1 protein-coding gene is annotated in these 286 nt (G+C 68.2%); it reads right to left on the bottom strand.

The genetic code is table 11. The annotated features are described in order from the left end of the window. Nucleotides 1-286: hypothetical protein (locus KLP42_RS26735; protein WP_215571173.1), on the bottom strand; the 286-nt coding region annotated here is incomplete at both ends.

Below are 286 nucleotides of genomic sequence, written 5' to 3'. Positions count from 1 at the left end.
GCGCATCGGCAAGCTCCACCGCACCGGCGAGGGCCGAGACAGACACCGCACCCGCGGTCGTCACACGGCCAAGCTTGGCATCCGTACCCGCCGACAGCGTCACGTCACCCGTGCCGCCATCGATCAGCGAACCCGACGCCTGCGTCAGATCACCCGTCGTTGCCGTCAGAGACACGCCGTTGGCGCCGGCAACGGAACCCGTGGCGGCAACAACAATATCCGCCTCGGCCGTCACCTCGACGGAACCGTCAGACGTGCTCAGCGCATCGGCAAGCTCCACCGAGCC

It is taken from the genome of Rhizobium sp. CSW-27 (assembly GCF_018760785.1).
Classification (GTDB): Bacteria; Pseudomonadota; Alphaproteobacteria; order Rhizobiales; family Rhizobiaceae; genus Neorhizobium.
Note: the sequence above shows the minus strand (reverse complement) of the source record. Positions and strands in the feature narration are given on the sequence as shown.